The sequence below is a fragment of the Nakamurella multipartita DSM 44233 genome (assembly GCF_000024365.1).
In the GTDB taxonomy this organism is placed as follows: Bacteria; Actinomycetota; Actinomycetes; order Mycobacteriales; family Nakamurellaceae; genus Nakamurella; species Nakamurella multipartita.
In genome coordinates this window covers 4,105,014-4,119,807 of record NC_013235.1, presented here as the reverse complement: position 1 = coordinate 4,119,807, position 14,794 = coordinate 4,105,014, and the positions used below count along the sequence as shown (strand labels likewise).

Sequence of the window (14,794 nt, the reverse complement as noted above, 5' to 3'; positions counted from 1 at the left end):
CGCGGGGCCGGTCGGCCCGTGCGCGGGGCTCGATCAGGCCGGCGCCGCCCGCCGCTGCCGGGCCAGCAGCTCCGCCGGCCGGTCGGTGATGATCCCGTCCACGCCGGCACCGGCCAGGGCGTCCCACTCCCGGGGTTCATTGGCCGTCCAGCAGACCACCCCGATGCCGGCCTCATGCAGCTGCGGCACCACGCCCGGGCGGCCGAGCACCGCACCCGCTGAGGGGTTGTAGTACGCCGCCCCCACCTCACTGCACCGGGCCACCGGGTCCGCGTCCAGGGAGCTGACCAGCAGCCCGTAGGGCCGGTCGGGCACCGCCCGCTGCAGCTCGCGCAGCACCTCCACCTCGAACGACTGCAGCAGCACCCGGTCGGCCACGCCGGCCTGGTCGATCTCGTCCAGCACCGCCCGGATCTGCCGGCTGGTGTGGTAGCCCTTGATCTCCAGCAGCAGCGCCCGGGTCGGCGTCAGCATGGTCAGCAGCTCGGCCAGCCGCGGTACCCAGTCCCCGGGCCAACCTCGCACCGACAGCTTCTGCACGTCGCGCAGGCGGGTCGCCCGGACCGGGCCGCGTCCCGAGGTGGTGCGGTTCAGGTCCCGGTCGTGCAGCAGGACCGGCACCCCGTCCGCGGTGGGTTGGGTGTCCGCCTCGACCCAGGTGACGCCGGCGTGCCAGGCGGCCAGGAACGACGACAGCGTGTTTTCCGGCCAGCGGGCGCTGGCCCCCCGATGTCCCACGACGACCGGCACGCCACGATCGTGACGCAGCGCGGCCGGGTCGGACCCCGGGTCGGGTGATCTCGCATCCACGGCCGGAATTTACCGCCCGCCGGCCGTCACGGCTGGTCCGGCCGCCTCACCCCGTTCGGGCGAGCAGCCCCGCTCGGCCCAACGCCACCCCCGACTCGCGCGTCTGTCACACGTGCCGTCCGTCGTCCCACCCGGGACGCTGGCGGTACGGTCAGGAGATTCGGGTGGCCAGCCGGTCGGCCCGGAAAGCAGGCCCGGGAATCAGGTCCGGAATCAGGTCCGGAGTCAGGTCCGGAGTCAGGTCCGGAGTCAGGGAGGCGTTGGTGACACAGCAGGGTCGCCCCGGCACACCGGACGGGCAGGTGCCGGACGGATTGCGGGACATGTCGCCGGCTCGGCTCCGGGAGCTCTCGCCGTCGCAGCTGACCGAGTTGGCGGCCGGCATCCGCGACCTGCTGGTCGAGCAGACGTCCAAGCGAGGCGGGCACCTCGGGCCGAACCTGGGCATCGTCGAGCTGACCATCGCGCTGCACCTGGTCTTCGACTCGCCCCGCGACCCGGTGCTGTTCGACACCGGTCACCAGGCCTACGTGCACAAGATCCTCACCGGCCGAGGCGGGCAGTTCGACACCCTGCGGACCCGGGGCGGCCTGTCCGGGTACCCGAGCCGGGCCGAGTCCGAGCACGACTGGATCGAGAACTCGCACGCGTCGACCTCGCTGTCCTACGCCGACGGGCTGGCCAAGGCGATCGCCCTGCGCGGGGAGAGCGACCGCACCGTCGTCGCGGTGATCGGCGACGGCGCCCTGACCGGGGGGATGGCCTGGGAGGCGCTGAACAACATCGCCGGGGCCGATCGCCCGGTGGTCATCGTGCTCAACGACAACGGCCGCTCCTACGCGCCCACCACCGGCGGGATGGCGCAGCGGATGGCGGCGCTGCGGCTGCGCCCGGGCTACGAGCGGATGCTCGGCCGGGTCAAGCACACCCTGCCCCGCACCCCGGTCGTCGGCGGACCGTTGTACGCCGCGCTGCACGCGGCCAAGTCCGCGGTCAAGGACTGGTTCGTGCCCCAGACGATGTTCGCCGACCTGGGCCTGAAGTACGTCGGTCCGGTCGACGGGCACGACGTCGAGGCGCTGGTCCAGGCGCTGAGCGGGGCTCGCTCGTTCCGCGGCCCGGTGGTCGTGCACTGCGTCACCCGCAAGGGTCTGGGCTATCACCCGGCGGAGACCGACGAGGCCGAGCAGATGCACTCGCCGCCGGCGTTCGACCCGGCGACCGGCAAGCCCGTCGCCGCGACCACCACCACCTGGACCCACGTGTTCGGCCGGGAGATGGTCGTGGCCGGGGCCGAGCGGCCGGACGTGGTCGCCATCACCGCGGCCATGAGCGGGCCGACCGGGCTGACCTCCTTCGGCACCGCCTTCCCGGACCGCATGTTCGACGTCGGCATCGCCGAGCAGCACGCGCTGACCTCGGCGGCCGGCCTGGCCATGGGCGGCATGCACCCGGTGGTCGCGGTGTACTCGACATTCCTGAACCGGGCGTTCGACCAGCTGCTGATGGACTGCGCGTTGCACCGGCTCGGGGTCACCGTGGTGCTCGACCGGGCCGGGGTGACCGGCGAGGACGGGCCCAGCCATCACGGCATGTGGGACATGTCGCTGGCCGCGATCGTGCCCGGGCTGCGGATGGCCGCCCCCCGGGACGCGGCGACCCTGGCCGAGGAGCTGCACGAGGCGCTGGCGGTCACCGACGGGCCGACCGTCCTGCGGTTCCCCAAGGGCGCGGTGCCGGCCACCATCCCCGCGGTGCGACGATTCGTGGCCGCCGAACAGCCGGCCGGTGGGTCGTCCGTCGGCGGGGTGGACATCCTGGTCGAGCCGGTCGGCCGGCAGGACCGGGACGTGTTGCTGGTGGCTGTGGGTGCGTTCGCCGCGATGGCCGTGGAGGCGGCCCGGCTGCTGGCCGCCCAGGGCATCGGCGTGACCGTCGTCGACCCCCGCTGGGCGCTGCCGGTCCCGGCCGAGATCGACGCGCTGGCCGCGCAGCACCGCCTGGTGGTCACGGTGGAGGACGGGGGCCGCTCCGGTGGGGTGGGCGCCGCGGTCACCGACCGGTTGGCCGACACCGACGTCCCGGTGCACGTCCTGGCGTTGCCGCAGCAGTTCCTGGAGTCCGCGTCCCGGGGCGAACTGCTGGTCGACCTGGGCCTGACCGGTCAGGCGGTGGCCCGCGGCATCACCGAACTCATCGCCCGGCGGGCGATGGACGTCTCCGGCCCGGTCGTCTCCGGCAGCGGGCCCGAGTCGATCGAGCGGTAGGGCTTCCGGCACCTGAGCACGGGCACATCAACAAGGGGAGAGCATGCGGGTCCTGGTCGTCGAGGACGCCCAACGGCTGGCGGACGCGATCGCCCGCGGCCTGCGGGCCGAGGGCATGGCCGTCGATGTCGCCTACGACGGGGTCGAGGGGCATCAGAAGGCGATGACCACGCGCTACGACGTGGTGGTGCTGGACCGGGATCTGCCGGAGATGCACGGTGACGACGTGCTGACCGAGATCGTGTCGGCCTCCGACACGACCCGGGTGCTGATGCTGACCGCGTCGGCCGGCGTGGAGGACCGGGTGGATGGCCTGTCCCTGGGCGCCGACGACTACCTGACCAAGCCGTTCGCCTTTCCCGAGCTGGTGGCCCGGATCCGGGCGCTGGGCCGCCGCTCGTCACCGGCGGTCAAGCCGGTGCTGCGGGCCGGCGACCTCGAACTCGACCCGGCCAAGCGCACGGTCACCCGGTCCGGCCGGGCGCTGGAACTGACCCGCAAGGAGTTCGGCGTACTCGAGGTGCTGCTGGCGGCCGGGGGTTCGGTGGTCTCCAGCGAGGAGCTGCTGGAGCGGGTGTGGGACGAGAACGCCGACCCGTTCACCACCACCGTGCGGGTGACCATGATGACCCTGCGCCGCAAGCTCGGTGATCCCGGAATCATCGACACGGTGGTCGGTTCCGGCTACCGCGTGGCCATCGACTGACTGATGCCGTGAGCGCCGCCCCTCCCGCCGCCGGTCCCGAGGGGCCGGCTCGCTCGACGCGCCGCCGCGGCCCGATCGACCAACGGCAGAGCCTGCGGCTGCGGCTGACCCTGCTGTCCACCGCGTTGCTGGCCCTGTTCGGCGCGCTCCTGCTGGCCCTGTCCTACCTGCTGGTCGGGCGGGTGGTGGCGGCGCTGCCGCAGTTCCCGCCGGGGACCCTGGTGCAGGTCGGCGACCAGCTGATGGACGCCTCGACGGCCGCCGCCGAGATCGCCGGGCAGGGGCGGCAGACGGTGCTGGTGGTCGGCCTGATCGCGTTCCCGATCCAGGTGCTGGCCGGCGCGCTGCTGTCCTGGCTGCTGATCGGGCGGACGCTGCGCCCGCTGTTCACCCTGACCCGCACCGCCCGGGTGCTGTCCGAGTCGTCGCTGGACCGGCGGATCCGGCTGTCCGGGCCGCGGGACGAGGTCGCCGACCTGGCCGACACCTTCGACGAGATGCTGGACCGGCTGCAGGCCGCGTTCGACGCCGAGCGCCGGTTCGTCGCCAACGCCTCGCACGAGCTGCGCACCCCGCTGTCGGTGATCCGCACCGAGGTCGAGGTGACCCTGGCCGACCCTGAGGCCAGCGCCGCGGACCTGCGCGAGATGGGGGCGGTGGTGCTGGAGGCCACCGACGGGGCCAACCGGCTGCTCACCTCGTTGCTGGTGCTGGCCCGGACCCAGGCGCGGGGGGTCTCGGTGCTGCAGGTGGTCGACTTCGCCGATCTGATCGCGCCGACCCTGCAGGCCAACGAGTCGGCGATCGCCGAACGGGGCCTGTCGGTCTCGGTGCAGGCGGCCCCGGCGCCGGTCTCCGGTGACCCGGCGCTGCTCGGCCGGCTGATCGGCAACCTGGTGGAGAACGCGGTGCGGCACAACGTGGCCGGCGGGTGGATCACCGTGCGGACCGAGCGCGACGGCGGCGAGTCGGTGCTGGAGGTCGCCTCCTGCGGGCCGGTGATCGACGAGCGCACCGTCGGCGAGCTGTTCGAGCCGTTCCGGCAGGGGCGGCGGCCCCGAACCGGGCAGCGGGGGACCGGCCTGGGCCTGTCGATCGTGCGGGCCGTGGTCGCCGCCCACCACGGGTCGGTGGTGGCCGCACCGGTCCCGGACGGCGGTTTGCGGGTGACCGTCCGGCTGCCCTTCGACGACGGCACGGGCCGTCCCGACCGATCGGAGAGGTGAGCGACGGTGTTGCTGACGCTGGCCGTGGCGCAGGGGATCCAGGACGGCTCGGTGACCGCGGTGTTCCGCCGCTGGGACGCACCGCGGGTGCGGGTCGGCGGCACCCAGCGGACCGGGGCCGGCGTGGTCCGGTTCACCTCGGTGGACCGGGTCACCGACGACTCGCTGACCGAAGCGGACGCCCGCGGCGCCGGGATGGCCTCGTTGGCCGCCCTGCGCGCGGCCAACGCCCGCGGCCGGGGTGCGCAGCTGTACCGGATCGGCGTCGCCTACGACGGGCCCGACGAGCGGGTCGCCCTGCGCGCGGAGCTGCCCTCGGCGGCCGAGATCGCGCAGATCGCCGCGACCCTGGACCGGATGGACCGCGGCCGGCGCACCGGTCCCTGGACCCGGACGATCCTGCGGCTGATCGAGGCCAACCCGGCGGTCCGCGCGCCCGACCTGGCCGCCTCGCTGGGCCGGGAGACCAAGCCGTTCAAGCTCGATGTCCGCAAGCTCAAGGAGCTCGGCCTGACCCATAGCCTGCCGGTGGGGTACGAGCTGTCCCCGCGGGGCCGGGCGTTCCTGGACGCCGAACCGCCCGCGGGCTGAGCCCCGCCTGCCCGACCCCCGCCCCCGGGCACCCCGGGCGGGGGTACGGCGGCCGGGCCCCCGCGGACTGTTGATCATGGGAAGAGGGCCGTTCTGGCTGCGGCGGACTCATATGGTCGATGCAACACGCTCTGATCGAGGAGTGTTGCGTTGTCTTCAGAATCGATGAGTGGTCCGCGCAAGCGGGTGTATGACTGGCCGGACAAGGTGCTGTTTTTCCAGGGAGTGCTCGCGGGTCAGTCGATGCGTCGGGCGTTGGCGCCGATCGGTCAAGCCCAGCTGAGTGGTGTACGTGACGAGGTCCGGCCGCCGGTGATCTTCGTTGGTCAGGCGGCGGTGGTGATCGCGGGCGTGGTGCTGGTGTCCTCCTTCGCGTCGGGTCCGTTGGCGGTCTGGGAGCGGGCCAGGACGTCGATGCCAAGGTAGCGGCGGCCCTCGGTCCATTCGTCGTGCTGTTCGGCCAGGACGGCGCCGACGAGGCGGATCAGAGCGCCCCGGTCGGGGAAGATCCCGACGACGTCGGTCCGGCGGCGGATCTCTTTGTTGAGCCGTTCCTGAGGATTGTTGGACCAGATCTGCCGCCAGATCTCCTTCGGGAACGGGGTGAACGCGAGCAGGTCGGCCCGGGCCTGGTCGAGGTGATCGGCGACCGCGGGCAGCTTCTCGGCGAGCGTGTCGATCACCCGGTCGAACTGGGCAGCCACGGCTTTCGCGTCGACCTGGTCGTAGATCGAGTGCAGCATGGTCCGCACCCACGGCCAGCTGCTCTTCGGGGTGATCGACATCAGGTTCACCGCGTAATGCGTGCGGCATCGCTGCCACGAGGCACCCGGCAGGGTCGCGCCGATCGCGGCGACCAGGCCGCTGTGCGCGTCGCTGGTGACCAGCCGGACCCCGGACAAGCGCCGGGCGACCAGGCCACGCAGGAACGCCAACCAGCCGGCGCCGTCCTCGCGGCTGGTCACGTCCAGGCCCAGGATCTCGCGATGCCCGTCACCGTTGACCCCGGTCGCGAGCAGGGCGTGGACCTGCACGACCCGGCCGCCCTCGCGGACCTTCCAGGACCAGCGCGTCGGCCGCGAGGAACGTGTACGGGCCCTGGTCCAGCGGCCGGGTGCGGAACGCCTCGACCTGCTCGTCCAGGTCGCGGGCCATCACCGACACCTGCGACTTGGACAGCGACGTCACGCCCAGCGCCTGGACCAGCTTCTCCACCCGCCGGGTCGAGACCCCGAGCAGGTACGAGGTCGCGACGACGGAGACCAGGGCGCGTTCGGCGCGGGTCCGCCGTTCCAGCAGCCAGTCCGGGAAGTACGACCCGGACCGCAGTTTCGGCACCGCGACGTCCAGGGTGCCGACCCGGGTGTCGAAGTCCCGGTGCCGGTACCCGTTGCGGGAGTTCACCCGGTCCGGGCTGCGTTCTCCGTAGCCGGCGCCGCACAGGGCGTCGGCCTCGGCGCCCATCAGCGTCTGAATGAACGTGGACAGCATCGAGCGGAGCAGGTCCGGGCTCGCCGACGCGAGCATGTCGCCGACCATGGTCGTGGGGTCGTTAGGCTGCGCAGTGGTCATCGCGTGATGTCTCCTTCGGCAGACTGTGAGAGGTCCTTCGAAGCCTCACGCGGTGGCCGTCCTCGTCCCGGGACCGACACGCCCCGACCTGCCTGGTCAGGGGGTCAAGGTCGATCAGTGGTCGTACACCACTCTGGTGGACTCAACTGGGTGTGCTGGCGGGTTGAGTCCGGTCGTCGTCACCGTCAGTGTGACCAGCATCGGAAATGGACAACGGCCCTCCCGCCGACGTGTCCGGGAAGACCTGTGCGGGAGGGCCGTGCTCGGATGCACGGAGGCACCCGTTGGTCACGGTAGAGGCGAATCAGGATCTGGTCGAGTCCCGGCTGACGGGCGGCGGCGTGCCGTGCCCGGTCTGCCCAGGTGTGCTGGCCCCTTGGGGGTGGGCTCGCCGGCGTGACGTCCGAGGCGTCGGGTTACTGCGGCCCCGCCGAGCCAGGTGTTCGTCGTGCCTGATCACGCACGTGCTGCTGCCGGTCACGGTGCTGCTGCGGCGGGCCGACGCGGCCGCGGTGATCTGGGCGGCGCTGGTCGCCCGGTCGGCCGGCCACGGGCACCGGGCGGTCGCCGTCCTGGTCGGGGCGCCGGCGCCGACGGTCCGGGGCTGGTTGCGACGGATGAGCACCCGGTTGGAGCCGGTGCGGGTGCACTTCACCGTCGCTGCCCGGCGGGCCGGGGTGGACCAGCCGGCCCCGGACGCGACTGGCGACGCCTGGCGGGACGTGGTGGCCGCGGTCGCCGCGGCCTGGGTGGCGATCGCGTCCCGGTTCGGGTCGGCCGGTTTGGTCGGCACGGTGACGGCCGGACAGGTCGCCTGTGCGTCCTCGGGCGGCCGGCTCCTGTCCCCGGGTTGGCCCCGGCTCTCGACACCGTGTTGATCAACACGAGTTGCCCCTGACGTCACCGGTGTTGGTCCGGGATCGTCGCGAAGGCCGTTGCCCGGCAACACCTGCCGGGCGGTGAAGCGACGACGAGGACGGGTGTGGTTGATGAGTGTGGACACGGTCAAGCAGCGGGAACGGGCGCAGCAGATCGCGTTGTTCCGATATCAGTTGATCTGCCCGGCGCTGGAACCGGGCCTGTCGACCAAGCAACGCGGACGGGTCGTTCGGGCGATCGCCGACCGGGAACACGACGGCCCGTTCGGCGGCCGGGTCCGATACTCGCGGGAGTCGTTGGACCGGTGGATCCGCCGGTACCGGGCCGGCGGGTTCGAAGGTCTGTGCCCGTCGCCCCGGGAACCCGGCACCCGGATCGACACCGGCGTGTTCGAGCTGGCCGCCGGTCTGAAACGGGAGAACCCGGCCCGCACGGTCGCCCAGGTCGCCCGGATCCTGCGATCCTCGACCGGCTGGTCACCGTCGGAAACGACGCTGCTGCGGCATTTCCACCGGCTGGACCTGATGGTGCCCGGCGGCGCCGGGCCGGCCGTGTTCGGCCGGTTCGAAGCGGCCGATTGCAACGAACGGTGGGTCGGCGACGCCCTGCACGGGCCCAGGGTCGCCGGCCGGAAAACGTACTTGTTCGCGTTCCTGGACGACCACAGCCGGGTGGCCGTGGGGTATCGGTTCGGGTTCGCCGAGGACACCGTCCGGCTGGCCGCGGCCCTGCAACCCGCGTTGGGCAGCCGCGGCGTCCCCGGCTCGGTCTACGTCGACAACGGGTCCGCGTTCGTCGACAACTGGCTGCTGCGGGCCTGCGCGGTGCTCGGGATCCGGCTCGTCCACAGCCGTCCGGGGCAGCCGCAGGGGCGGGGCAAGATCGAACGCTGGTTCCGCAGCGTGCGCGACCAGTTCCTGGTCGAGATCGATGACAGCACCGCCGACCAGATCCGGGATACCGGGATGACCCCCGCCGGCGCCCTGCTGGAACTCAACGGGTTGTTCACCGCCTGGGTCGAGGCGTCCTATCACCACGTGCATTCCGAGACCGGGCAGAGCCCCTTGCAACGCTGGACCGACGGGTGGCAGCGGGCCGGCCGGTCTCCGGCGATGCCGACCCCCGCGGATCTGACCGAGGCGTTCCTGTGGTCCGAACAACGCGTGGTCACCAGGACCGCGACGGTGTCGCTGCACGGCAACACCTACCAGGTTCAGGCGGGGCTGGTCGGTCGGAAAGTCGAGTTGGTGTTCTCCCCGTTCGATCTGGAAACCCTGCGGGTCCGCTACGACGGCCGGGACCACGGGCCGGCGGTGCCGCATCGGATCACCCGGCACACCCATCCCAAGGCCAGACCCGAGACCCCTGAACCGGCAACGACACCGCGGACGGGGATCGACTACCTGGCGCTGGTCGCGCAGGACCACCAGCAACAGATCAGTGCCGACCAGAAGATCAACTATCACACCCTCTACCCAGGTGAGCTGCCCGGGCAGCTCAGCATCGACGACGCCCTGGCCGACCTCAACGGCAACGACGGCAACGACGGCAACGACGGCAACGACGGCAACGACGATGGTCAGGCGGTGGCCCGGTGAGCGTGCAACGCCTTCAGGCCCACTACGGCTTCACCCGGATGCCGTTCGGCCGGAACCTGGCCCCGGGCATGCTGCATCGGCACCGCGGACTGGGCGAAGCGATCGCCCGGATCAGCTGGTGCGTCGACCAACACGCCCTCGGCGTGATCACCGGCGAGGTCGGCGCCGGCAAGACCGTCGCCGTCCGCGCCGCCACCGCCGCCCTGGACAGCAGCCGGCACGTCGTCATCTACCTGCCCAACCCGTCCGTCGGGGTCCGCGGCATGCTCCACCACATCGTCGCCGCCCTGGGCCGGACCCCGTCGTTCTACACCTCGATCCTGGCCCCGCAAGCCGCCGACGCCCTCGCGGCCGAACACGCCGAACGCGGCCGCACCCCCGTGGTCGTGATCGATGAGGCGCACCTGTTGGACAACCAGCAACTCGAAGCACTGCGCATGCTGTCCAACCACGACATGGACTCCGGCAGCCCGTTCGCCGCGCTGCTCGTCGGGCAACCCACCCTGCGGCACCGGCTGCGCCTCGGCGTGCTCGCCGCGCTGGACCAACGGATCTCGGTGCGCTGCACCCTGACCGGGATGACCGACCAGGAAACCGCGGACTACCTCACCCACCACCTCAAGATCGCCGGCCGCAGCGACACCCTGTTCAGCGGCGACGCCACCACCCTGATCCACAACGCCGCCCGCGGCTACCCCCGCGCCATCAACAACCTCGCGATCAACGCCCTGACCGCGGCGTTCGCCCGCAACCAGTGTCATCAGTCACGAAATTCCCCAGGGCTGCTGTCACGTAATTCCCCAGGTCGGCCCTGCTGGTCTGGTTCTACCGGTCGGCGGGCGGTGGTGTCGAGTCGGCTCGCCCGGGCCGCTTGCGGGGCCGGTAGGACGGTCCGTCCATGAGGACCTGGTGGCTGGTGTTGATCAGTCGGTCGAGCAGGCTCTCGGCGACGACGGGGTTCGGGAACAGCGGGTACCAGTCGATTGGCTTGCGGTTGCTGGTCAGCACCAGCGGCCGGTGGTGCACGGCCCGCTCCGAGATGAGCTCGTAGAGGTCGTCGGCCTGGGCGGCGGTGTGCTCCCGGAGGGCGAAGTCGTCCAGGATCAGGACGGCGGGTCGGGTGTACTCGCGGACCCGGGCACCCCAGGTGCGGTCTGCGTGCCCGCCGGCGAGGTCGGCCAGCACCCGGCTGGTCTTGGCGAAGCGGACCTCGCCGCCCCGCCGGGCGACGAGGTGCCCGAGGGCTTGGGCGACGTGGGTCTTGCCGACCCCGACCGTTATCGACGGTTTGGGCTCCTGCGAGCGACATTTGCGCTGGTCATGACGTTTCTGCGATCGATGCAACGTGAGCGGTGTGGTGCCGGGCGCAGCTGCCCTTGCGGGCGAGTTCGCGGCGAAGTTCAAGGTTCTCCCCGTGGGCTTGCGCGAGCGCGTCTTTGAGGGTCTGGATCTCTTGCCGGTGCCGCTTCTTGAGCTGGGTGATCTGGGCGGTCAGGCTCAGGACGAGCGTGCTTTCCGAGTCCGGTGGGTTGGCTGGCGTCGGTCCCGGGCGGCCGCGGGAACGTAGGTGCTCGATCCGCGCGCGGAGGTCCGGGCTGCCGTAGAGGAAGGCGTGCGAGACGCCGGCTTCCCGTTGAACGGCCTGGAAGGTGACGGACTCGCCCCGTTTGACCAGCGCGCGGATGCCTTGCTCGGCGGCCTGGGTCTTCGCGGCTGATTTCGCTTTGGCTGCGGCGGTCAGCGTCGCGGCGCGTTTCGCGTTCGCGTCGGTCATGGCCGGGTCCTGCGCCTGGGTCCGGTGAGTGCCAGGGGCACCGGGCCTGTCGGAGGTGCGCCGCATCCGCCTCCTTGCACCGCCCGTTCGGGGTGGTCGGCCATCGTGTCCAACAGCCGGGTGAGCGCCGCTTGCTCGGCTCGACGCTGCGCGAGCCAAACATTGTCCTCGGGCATGGCGCGACCGTGCTTCTCCCGAAACGCGTTGGTTGTGCGTGTGATCAACGCTTCGGTCTCGGCCTGTTGGCGTCGTAGTGTCGGCTCGTGGGTCGCGTCGGTGACGAAGACCGAGCAGCTCAAACATGCGTTGCCCTTGTCGCAGGATTGGAGCGGGGGCAGCAGGCACCAGCCGTTGGGCAGGAACCGGTCGGCCCGGTCGAGCAGGTGCAGGCCGTCGTGGTCCTCACGGGAGAACTGGACCCGGCTGCCGTCGGCCCGCAGCTTGACGGTGGCCAGGAACGCCTGCTCGGCGTGTTCCTCGCGCTGCGCCACGTAGTGCATCGACATGGTCGGTGTGGCGTGCCCGGCGTACCGCTGCAGGACGTGGATGGGCAGGCCGAGTTCGGCGAGCCGAGTGAGCTTGGTGTGTCGGAACCGGTGCGTGTTGCTCAGTTGCAGTTGCCGGCCCTGGCCGTCGGTGATCCGCGCGACGTTGCTGAGCTCCCGGAGCATCCAGTTGTAGGTTCCCGGCGGGTAGGGCTTGTCGCCGTTGCGGTTCCCGGTCCGCTGCACGAACAGATGCCGCGGTTCGAACTCCGGCAGGTGTTCGCGGACCCAACGCTGCTGCTCCTCGATGACCGCGGAGACCTCGCGGTCGACCAGGATGGTGTCCGGCGCGGTGTCGATCTTGCTTTGGGCGTAGCGGAACCGGACGACTTCCTGGTCCTGCCCGGACTGCACCGAGATATCGGGAGCCGGTGACAGGCAATCGAACTCGCACGTGCGGATCTCGCTGGACCGACGCCCGGTCAGGATCTGCAGCAGGATCATCCGCATCGCCTGCGGATCGTCGAAGCCGGCGGCGAGAACCTGGGTGCCGTCGCCCCGGGTGATCGTCATCTGTTGGTCCCGGGGCAAGCCCAGCAACGGCAGCGCACCCGGAATCTGGGCGAGCGCGTGGTCGTCGACGTAGTGCCGGTCGTTCAGGGTGGGTGTCCGCGGGATGCGGGAGACCTGGCGGAACCATCCGGCCACGTGGGTGTCGGTGACCCGATCCCAGACGGCGTATCCGGTGACGATGTGGGCCCGGTCTCGGTTGGCCACCATGAAGGTGAACAGATCTGCCACTGCCCGGATGTCGTCGTTGATCAGGCGCGGGTGGGCCGGCTTCGGGGGCGTCCGACGGTCGAACGTGCCGGTCTTCCGGTGGCCCGGTTCCATGGCCCAACGTCGATATCTGTCCGCCTGCCCGGCGGCCGCCGCTGGATCGCCGAGCACCTCGATGGGATCGTCCAGGCAACTGGTCAGCCAGACGTCGAACCGGCGCAGGCAATTCATCCGGTCCTGGCTCACGGTCGTCCAGCGCAGCGCCCCGGACTCCAGTTGGGTCCCCAGGTACCACTTGACGGCTTCCCGGAGCCAGGGCTGGGTGATCTGCCCGGGCGAGCACCCGTAGTTGGCCTGTGGTTCCCGGGTCGACAGCGGTATCCGCGGATCACAACGTGGATGCCACTCGTCGAGCGTCCACCACGGGCCATCGTGGCAGCGGGCGATCAACGCCTGCCGGGCGAACCGGAACAGCACCCGCAGCCGGCTACGGCTGTCCTTGGGTGGGAGCCGCCCCCAGCGGTGCGCGTAGAACCACCCCTGCAACGCCGAGGCCGTCTCCCAGTCCAAGGCCAGCATCGAGGTGGGGAACGGGTGCCCCTCGCGGATGGCGCGGCGCAGGATGTTGGCCAGCTGGTTCATCGCCAGCACCGTCGATCGGGTCCCGTCGACGGACTGCCAGTGCGCCATCCACGCGAGTTCGGCCGGGAACGGGTCAGGCAGCCCAGTCAGATCGATTCGCCTGTCGCCGTTTTCGGTGATCCGGTCCCAGTTCGCGATGCCGGGTCCGATCACCGGACCCCGCCACTGCTCGGGCAGCTCCAGCCAGAGCCGATGAACGGGATCCAGGTCCTCGGCGGGCCGAAGGCCCCCGCCCGGTTCACGGCGCATCGGTCACCCGCCAATTGGACGCGTACGACGTCCAGTTCGCCGCCGCCCGCAGCGCCTCGTCCTCGCGGACCCAGCCGTAGAGGTCCAGCGTGGTCTGGACGTGGGCGTGCCCCAGCCGACGGGACACCACCCACTCCGCCGTGCCGGCCAGCAGCAACGCGGTCGCGTGGCTATGCCTGAACCAGTGCGGGGTCCACCCGGGCGGGCCGATCCCCTTCTTCCGCAGCGCGGCCGTCTTGTCGCGGACGGTGCCCTCGTGCAGCGCAGCCAGCAGCGGCGGCCGTTGCAGGTTGACCAGCAGCGGCGAGTCCGCCGCCACCGCGATGCCCATATCGGCTGCTGTGCAGGCCAGGAGGGTCAGGTAGTCGGCGAACAGCCGCTCGAGATCGGCGCCGACGTAGACCCGGCGGGGACGCATCATCTTCACCCGCGCCCCATTGGTGTTGTCCGCGCGAGGCACGATCTCGATGAACGGGGTGCCGCCGCGACCCATCACGAAGTCGCTGATCCGCAAACCCAACGCCTCGCCGATCCGCATGCCGCTCTCCGCAAGAACGGCGAAAAGCAGCCGGTCACGCAGGTTTCCGACCCATTCACCGGTGTCTGGATCGTAGGTGGCGCAGCCATCCAGGATCGCCTGGATCTGCTGGGGCATCAGCAACGGCGGACGATGCCGCCGGCTGCGGCGCACCCGGACCAGCGACGTCGGAGCGGGCCCCGAGCGGGCATCCAGATGGGACAGCAGCCCCCGGGCCACTGCCCGCCGCGGCGCTCCACGCATCAACCGGCCGGCCACCGGAACGCCGGACACGGCTTCGTGCCACGTGTAGAAGGAGATGACCGCGGCCAGCCGCGCCTGCATCGTCTCCGGCGACGGCCCGTCCTCCGGCACCAGGGAACGCTCGACCCGGCGCCCGTTGCGCATCCAGGACACGAACGCCGACACCGTCGGCACGCCGATCTCGTTCCACCGCCCGGACTCGGCCCGCTGTTCAAGGAACGTCCACCACTGGCTCAGCGCGGTCGCGTACCCGCGGACCGTGTTCGGCGACCAAAGATGCCGGTGGGCCTCCAGCCACTCCTCGACCGGTCCGACCGTCCGGTATCCCTGATCGATCACCGTCCACGTGCGAGGCCCGCCGTCGGGTCGGGCCATCACGCTCTGCGCCATCGTTGCCGTTCCATCTCGTCGAAGAAGACCCGCTGATTGCGAGG

11 protein-coding genes and 2 pseudogenes are annotated in these 14,794 nt (G+C 71.3%); 7 read left to right on the top strand and 6 right to left on the bottom strand.

The genetic code is table 11. The annotated features are described in order from the left end of the window. Positions 1-33 precede the first annotated feature (33 nt). A complete protein-coding gene (locus NAMU_RS18565) occupies positions 34-750 on the bottom strand; it encodes a glycerophosphodiester phosphodiesterase (RefSeq protein WP_015748877.1) in 717 nt (238 codons plus the stop codon). Between the two features lie 383 nt (positions 751-1,133). On the opposite strand from NAMU_RS18565, the gene dxs reads away from it, so the two are divergent. From dxs to NAMU_RS18545, 4 genes are read left to right on the top strand one after another with little or no spacing between them, the layout of a single operon-like run. Then, entirely contained in the window at positions 1,134-3,077 is a 1,944-nt protein-coding gene (dxs, locus tag NAMU_RS18560) for a 1-deoxy-D-xylulose-5-phosphate synthase (RefSeq protein WP_052307998.1), read from the top strand. A 43-nt stretch (positions 3,078-3,120) separates the two neighbouring features. Beyond that, positions 3,121-3,783: a response regulator transcription factor gene (locus NAMU_RS18555; protein ID WP_015748875.1), complete on the top strand. Its 663-nt coding sequence runs from the start codon at positions 3,121-3,123 to the stop codon at positions 3,781-3,783. An 8-nt stretch (positions 3,784-3,791) separates the two neighbouring features. Then, positions 3,792-5,009 carry a sensor histidine kinase gene (locus NAMU_RS18550; RefSeq protein WP_015748874.1) on the top strand — a complete coding sequence of 406 codons (1,218 nt, stop codon included), beginning with the start codon at positions 3,792-3,794 and terminating at the stop codon, positions 5,007-5,009. Positions 5,010-5,015: 6 nt separating this feature from the next. Then, entirely contained in the window at positions 5,016-5,600 is a 585-nt protein-coding gene (locus NAMU_RS18545) for a hypothetical protein (RefSeq protein WP_015748873.1), read from the top strand. Between the two features lie 326 nt (positions 5,601-5,926). Here the strand turns inward: NAMU_RS18545 and NAMU_RS18540 are convergent. After that, positions 5,927-7,172: pseudogene (locus NAMU_RS18540) on the bottom strand (IS256 family transposase). Positions 7,173-7,636: 464 nt separating this feature from the next. Between NAMU_RS18540 and NAMU_RS18535 the strand changes: the two are divergent. The 3 genes from NAMU_RS18535 (at position 7,637) to NAMU_RS18525 (ending at position 10,551) form a co-directional block, all read left to right on the top strand. Next, positions 7,637-8,050 (top strand): hypothetical protein, encoded by a 414-nt coding sequence (locus tag NAMU_RS18535; protein ID WP_245544824.1) that lies wholly within the window; start codon positions 7,637-7,639, stop codon positions 8,048-8,050. A 111-nt stretch (positions 8,051-8,161) separates the two neighbouring features. After that, positions 8,162-9,649: a DDE-type integrase/transposase/recombinase gene (locus NAMU_RS18530; protein ID WP_015748871.1), complete on the top strand. Its 1,488-nt coding sequence runs from the start codon at positions 8,162-8,164 to the stop codon at positions 9,647-9,649. Then, complete coding sequence (locus NAMU_RS18525; protein ID WP_015748870.1) at positions 9,646-10,551, top strand: ExeA family protein; 906 nt, start codon at positions 9,646-9,648, stop codon at positions 10,549-10,551. Before NAMU_RS18530 ends, NAMU_RS18525 begins: the two co-directional genes overlap by 4 nt. Here the strand turns inward: NAMU_RS18525 and NAMU_RS18520 are convergent. From NAMU_RS18520 to NAMU_RS18505, 4 genes and pseudogenes are all read right to left on the bottom strand, one after another. After that, positions 10,475-10,924, bottom strand: a pseudogene (locus tag NAMU_RS18520) (ATP-binding protein); the annotation flags it as partial. The gene NAMU_RS18525 and the pseudogene NAMU_RS18520 sit on opposite strands and share 77 nt — an antisense overlap. A gap of 43 nt (positions 10,925-10,967) precedes the next feature. Then, the gene (locus NAMU_RS18515) at positions 10,968-11,423 is read right to left on the bottom strand and encodes a DUF6262 family protein (protein ID WP_015746537.1); all 456 of its coding nucleotides are present in this window, start codon (positions 11,421-11,423) and stop codon (positions 10,968-10,970) included. Further along, positions 11,420-13,579, bottom strand: coding sequence for a tyrosine-type recombinase/integrase (locus tag NAMU_RS18510; RefSeq protein ID WP_015746536.1), 2,160 nt, complete (start codon positions 13,577-13,579; stop codon positions 11,420-11,422). Before NAMU_RS18510 ends, NAMU_RS18515 begins: the two co-directional genes overlap by 4 nt. After that, the gene (locus NAMU_RS18505; RefSeq protein WP_015746535.1) at positions 13,569-14,750 is read right to left on the bottom strand and encodes a tyrosine-type recombinase/integrase; all 1,182 of its coding nucleotides are present in this window, start codon (positions 14,748-14,750) and stop codon (positions 13,569-13,571) included. The genes NAMU_RS18510 and NAMU_RS18505 overlap by 11 nt, the downstream gene beginning before the upstream one ends. Positions 14,751-14,794 lie beyond the last annotated feature (44 nt).